This is a genomic window from Microbacterium sp. CCH5-D1 (genome assembly GCF_001557335.1).
Lineage (GTDB): Bacteria > Actinomycetota > Actinomycetes > Actinomycetales > Microbacteriaceae > Microbacterium > Microbacterium oxydans.
This window is the reverse complement of the sequence record NZ_LSJW01000221.1, coordinates 1-4,669: the sequence shown is the minus strand read 5'-3', so window position 1 is coordinate 4,669 and position 4,669 is coordinate 1. Positions and strand designations below refer to the sequence as shown.

General features: G+C 70.4%; 7 protein-coding genes. 2 read left to right on the top strand and 5 right to left on the bottom strand.

Features of this window, described 5'->3' with window-relative positions:
- Nucleotides 1–38: 38 nt before the first annotated feature.
- Nucleotides 39–677 carry an HAD family hydrolase gene (locus tag AX744_RS13160; RefSeq protein WP_061017358.1) on the bottom strand — a complete coding sequence of 213 codons (639 nt, stop codon included), beginning with the start codon at nucleotides 675–677 and terminating at the stop codon, nucleotides 39–41.
- A 118-nt stretch (nucleotides 678–795) separates the two neighbouring features.
- Here AX744_RS13160 and AX744_RS13155 point away from each other — a divergent pair, with 118 nt between their 5' ends.
- Nucleotides 796–1,449 carry an amino acid deaminase gene (locus tag AX744_RS13155; protein ID WP_231728811.1) on the top strand — a complete coding sequence of 218 codons (654 nt, stop codon included), beginning with the start codon at nucleotides 796–798 and terminating at the stop codon, nucleotides 1,447–1,449.
- A gap of 85 nt (nucleotides 1,450–1,534) precedes the next feature.
- On the opposite strand, the gene AX744_RS13150 is transcribed toward AX744_RS13155, so the two are convergent.
- Nucleotides 1,535–1,942 (bottom strand): riboflavin kinase, encoded by a 408-nt coding sequence (locus AX744_RS13150; RefSeq protein ID WP_061017354.1) that lies wholly within the window; start codon nucleotides 1,940–1,942, stop codon nucleotides 1,535–1,537.
- Nucleotides 1,939–2,448, bottom strand: coding sequence for a flavin reductase family protein (locus tag AX744_RS13145; protein WP_061017353.1), 510 nt, complete (start codon nucleotides 2,446–2,448; stop codon nucleotides 1,939–1,941). The genes AX744_RS13150 and AX744_RS13145 overlap by 4 nt, the downstream gene beginning before the upstream one ends.
- Nucleotides 2,449–2,551: 103 nt before the next feature.
- Here AX744_RS13145 and AX744_RS13140 point away from each other — a divergent pair, with 103 nt between their 5' ends.
- On the top strand, nucleotides 2,552–3,157 hold the full coding sequence (locus tag AX744_RS13140; protein ID WP_061017351.1) for a PadR family transcriptional regulator: 606 nt from the start codon (nucleotides 2,552–2,554) through the stop codon (nucleotides 3,155–3,157).
- Between the two features lie 2 nt (nucleotides 3,158–3,159).
- On the opposite strand, the gene AX744_RS13135 is transcribed toward AX744_RS13140, so the two are convergent.
- The gene (locus AX744_RS13135; RefSeq protein WP_061017349.1) at nucleotides 3,160–4,044 is read right to left on the bottom strand and encodes a ribokinase; all 885 of its coding nucleotides are present in this window, start codon (nucleotides 4,042–4,044) and stop codon (nucleotides 3,160–3,162) included.
- On the bottom strand, nucleotides 4,037–4,669 hold a 633-nt coding region (locus tag AX744_RS13130), incomplete at its 5' end, for an LLM class flavin-dependent oxidoreductase (RefSeq protein ID WP_157543610.1). The genes AX744_RS13130 and AX744_RS13135, both read right to left, overlap by 8 nt.

The window sequence follows — 4,669 nt, the reverse complement described above, 5'->3', positions numbered from 1 at the left end:
GTGTGTGAGGGAGGGGTATGAGCGGGGAGGGAGAGGTCTCAGCCGCGCAGCCAGGCCTCGAGCTGGGGAACCAGCGTCGAGAACTCGGCGGCGCGGAAGGTCGGGGTGGCGTCAGGGTCGGAGAATCCGCCGATCAGCGCGGTCGCATGGCCGCGGGCGTGCGCGGGGGCGAGGTCGTTGTGCCAGATGTCGCCGATGCTCAGCACCCGGGCGTCCGCGGGGAGCTCGGCGAGCACGGCCTCGAGCCCCCGGGGCTTGCCGGCACCGGTGACGATCCGGTCGAACAGTCCGCGAAGCCCGAGGGTCTCCAGCGCGTCGACGATGCGGATGGCCGGAGCGTTCGTGACGAGGATCCGCTCGGCGTCGACCGAGGAGAGGAACTCGGCGAGCCCGTCCGGTGCGGTGATCGGGGCATCGGCAGTGCCGAGCTGCGCACGACTGGCGAGATAGGCGTTGCTCAGGAGACGGGCATCCGCTCCCCTGGCTTCGGCGACCCGGCGCACCGCGTCGTAGCCGTCGAGCGCATCCCCGTCGGCTGCGGCGAGGACCGCGCGGACGTCGTCGAGGAAGGTGACATCGTCACCGAGGCCGGCAGCGACCTGCTGGGCGTAGGCGAGGACCGGACCGTCGCCGAGGGCGATCGTGCCGTCGAAATCGAAGAGGAGGATGGAGTTCACGGAGTTCTTTCTGTGGGGACGCTCCGTCCATGATGAGGAACGATTGTGGACAGAAAGTCCCGAACGCGTGAACGCCGTGTGAACAATCCGTCCACTCCACTCGCGTATGGTGAGCGCCGTGTCCGAACTCGAACAGCTCACGCATGCGGCGCACCTCGCCGCCGACGGATCCGACGCCGGTGCACGCTCCGCCCTCCATGCGCTCCCCTGGCTGGCATCCGCGATCCACGACGACCGCGCGGCCGGCCGCTTCGCCGTGTGGGGGCGGTCGTCGGTGATCGACGAGAACACGGGTGCGGCGGTCATCCCCCGCGCGCTGTTCGAGGAACTGCACGGGCACGCGGACATCGCCGCAGACTGGCCGCTCGGCAACGCGGGAGTGCTGCACTGCTACGGCTACCTGCTGTCGCTGGAGCCCACGCCCTACGGCCTCAAGCGCGAACGCTGGACCGAGGGCGCGCTGGCTCGGGCATGCCACCTGCCTCCGGACGCGTTCCGCCCCTGGGGCGAGGGGCCGACGCTGCTCGCGCGAGCGACCGCCGCCGCATCCGCACTCCTCGCCACCCCCTCTGCCGGCGCGACCCAGGTGATCGACGCCCGCGAGGCCAGGCTGGCCCTCGGTGCAGTGCAGGGCCCGACCGCGCTCGCCTACGCCGTCGCGCCGACCGCAGGCACCACCCCTCTGCTGGTCACGATGTTCCCGGTCGCCGATGCGACCATCCCCCTCACGGAGTTCCTCGCGGATCCGTGCCTGCGCTGGAACGCGGTCTAGCCTCCCCGGCTCCGACGCCTCCGGTCGCGCTTCGTACCGCCCGCGCGGCTTCTGAACGGCAGCAACTGCGACCGGAGCAGGGGGGTCAGGAGCGGACCCGAGCGCGATCAGCCAGCAGCGCTCGGCAGCGGATGACGTCTTCAGCGGTCTGCGCGATCAGCGCGTCGACGCGGTCGAAGCGCAGGGTCGGGCGCAGGAGTGCAACGAGGGTCACGAACAAGCGCCGGCCGTACAGCTCGAGATCCGCATCGTGGAGGTGCACCTCGACACGTCGCGCACGGTCGCCGTCGAACGTCGGATTCGCACCGACGCTCACGCTCGCCGCCCAGAGCGGCTGATCGTCGTCGATCCGCGCCCAGGCCGCGTAGATCCCGTCCTCAGGGAGGTCTCCCTCGTCCATTTCCAGGTTCGCCGTCGGGAAGCCGAGCTCACGCCCCCGGCCGTCACCCGGGACGACCATTCCGACGATCGCCCCGAGCGGCGGAGCGCTCACGCGCTCTCGGGCGCGGCGATGGACCGGTAGCGGCTCTGGTGGAAGACCAGGGGCTCGACATCGTCGAAGAGCGTGACGTCGGCGATCTCGTACAGGGCGATCTCGTGATCCCCGCCGTCGAACGTGCTGTGCAGGCGGCAGGTGAGCCAGAGCGCCGCATCCGCGATCAGCACGGCTCCCCCGTCGGTGCGCTGCCACTCGTGTCCGCCGAACCGGTCGCCCTCACGCGCCGAGAGCGAGCGGCTGAGTGGCTCATGGTGCGCGGCGAGCACGCTCATGCCGAGCTCGGGCACCGTGCGCAGCACCGGCCAGGTCTTCGACGTGCGGGCTGCGCTGATCGCGACGAGTGCAGGTTCGAGCGAGATCGAGGTGAAGGAGTTGACCGCCATCCCGACGGCTCGATCGTCGATGTGCGCGGCGAGGGCCACGACACCGGTCGGATACACCGAGAAGGCCCGGCGGAGGGCGAGGTCGCGCGGCACGGCGTCGGTCACGGCAGTCGTCATTTCGGCTTCCTTTCGTTAGTCAACTTTGCCTAGTATTGATAATAGGCAACTTTGATCATGCAAACAACAGGAATGTGCGAGGCCAGCCGTTAGCATGAGGGTCATGTCGACCACCCGCCTCGTCGTCCTCGGCGCCGTGAAGCAGTTCCAGCCCGTGCACGGATACTTCCTTCGCCGCGAGCTCATGACGTGGCATGTCGACGAATGGGCGCACATTCAGCCCGGATCGATCTACAACGCCCTGCGTGCCCTCGAGGTCGACGGGTACATTGCCGAGAGCGGCACCGAGGCCGAGGGCAAGCGCCCCGCCCGCACGACGTACCGCATCACTCCGGCCGGCGAGGTCGAGCTGCAGCGGATGCTGCGCGAGAACCTCTGGAACGTGGCGGCCTTCGACACGCAGGCGATCATGACCGTGGCCTCGTTCATGTTCGTGCTGAGCCGGCAGGAGGTGATCGCCGGCCTCGAGCACCGCCTCATCAAGAGCGACGCGATCATCACGCAGAACGGCTTCGATGTGCAGGACACCCTGCGCTCCGAGACGACACCGAAGTACGTGCGGGAGATCTTCGACCTCTCCACCGCCCGTCTCACCGCCGAGAAGCAGTGGCTGCTCGACCTGCTGGATCGTCTGCGCGCCGGCGAGTACACCTTCGCCGGCGAGACGGCCGAGAGCGCGGCAACGGCTGACGCTGCCGCGTCGGACTGACCTCAGCGCGACGCCACGAGCGCCGCGATCGAGGTGGGCGAGAGAGCAGTCGTCGTCGCGCCGCGGTGCTGGGCGACGACGGCGCCGGCAGCGCAGGCGCGGATCAGCGCCGCTTCGATGGCAGCCCCCTGAGCGAGCGCAGCTGCCAGTGCCCCGCAGAACGCGTCACCGGCGCCGGTCGTGTCCACCGGATCGATCCGGAAGGCGTCGACGTGCAGCGGGTCGTCTCCGGCCCGGTGCAGCGTCACTCCCCCGGCACCTCGGGTGAGGACCACGAGCCCGGCACCGGCGGCGTACAGCCGGTCGATGCCGCCGAGCTCGGCGCACTCGGTCTCGTTCACGACCAGCACATCGACGTCGGCGAGCATCCCGATCGTCGCCGCGTGTGCGGGCGCGGCGTTCAGGATCGTCAGCGCTCCCGCTGCGCGGCCGGCCCGCAGCGCCGCCGCCACGCTCGCGAGAGGAACCTCCAGCTGAGCGAGGACGACCGCGGCGCCCTCGACCCCGGCGACCGCGTCATCGGCGCCGAGCTCACCGTTCGCGCCGGCCGCCACGATGATGCTGTTGTCCCCGTCGTCGAAGGCCAGCACATGGGCGACACCGGTCGGGGCGACGGCGCTTCGGCGCAGGGCCGCCTCTACTCCGGCATCCGCCAGCGTCCGCTGCAGCACGTCGCCGGCCTCGTCCGTTCCGACGACCCCGCAGAACCGCGTGGACGCCCCGCTGCGGGCGGAGGCGACGGCCTGATTCAGCCCCTTACCTCCGCAGAAGCGGCCACCGGCCCGGCCGAGCAGGGTCTCACCGACGAGCGGGGGGCGCGAGACCTCGACCACGAGATCGAGGTTCGCGCTCCCCACCACGGCGACGCCGGCGAGGGTGTCAGACACGCGACATCGTCCGCCGGTACTGCGAGCCCGTGTGCGACTCTGCGAGCGCGGGCGTGGGCGTGCCGATCAGGCGCTCGCGCAGCGACTGCGGCTCGGACGAGGGCTCCGCGATCGCGCCGCGCTCCTTGAGGATCGGCAGCACGTGCTCGATGAAGTCGACGGTCGAGGCCGGCGGGATGACGGGGGCGAACAGGAACCCGTCGAGGTCGGCGCCGTCGGCGAGCTCGATCATCCGGTCAGCGACCTGCTCCGGGGTGCCGACGATGGGGCGGGCTCCGACGCCGTGCGCGTGCCAATCCCCCAGCACATCGCCGACGGTCTTGTCCGCGAAGCGGGCGACCTGCGTCTGCGAGAGTTCGGTGCTGAGCTCCGACATCGGCGTGTTCGGCGCGTACGCCGAGAGGTCGAGGCCGGTGAACCATGCATAGGAGGCGACCGTGACATCGGGGTTCTGCGCGTCGGCGACCTCGGCGTACTTGCGCCGGGCCTCCTCCTCGGTGCTGCCGACGACCGCGGCGAACGCCGACATGATCTTGACCTCGTCGGCCCCGCGACCGTTCTTGACGGCCTCCTCGCGGATCGCACTCGAGTGCGCACTGAGCTGTTCGACCGAACCGCTGCCGAC

Coding starts and splice junctions, on each gene's coding strand:
- AX744_RS13145 (WP_061017353.1), bottom strand. CDS start 2,448: ATGACGACTGCCGTGACCGACGCCGTGCCGCGCGACCTCGCCCTCCGC.
- AX744_RS13140 (WP_061017351.1), top strand. CDS start 2,552: ATGTCGACCACCCGCCTCGTCGTCCTCGGCGCCGTGAAGCAGTTCCAG.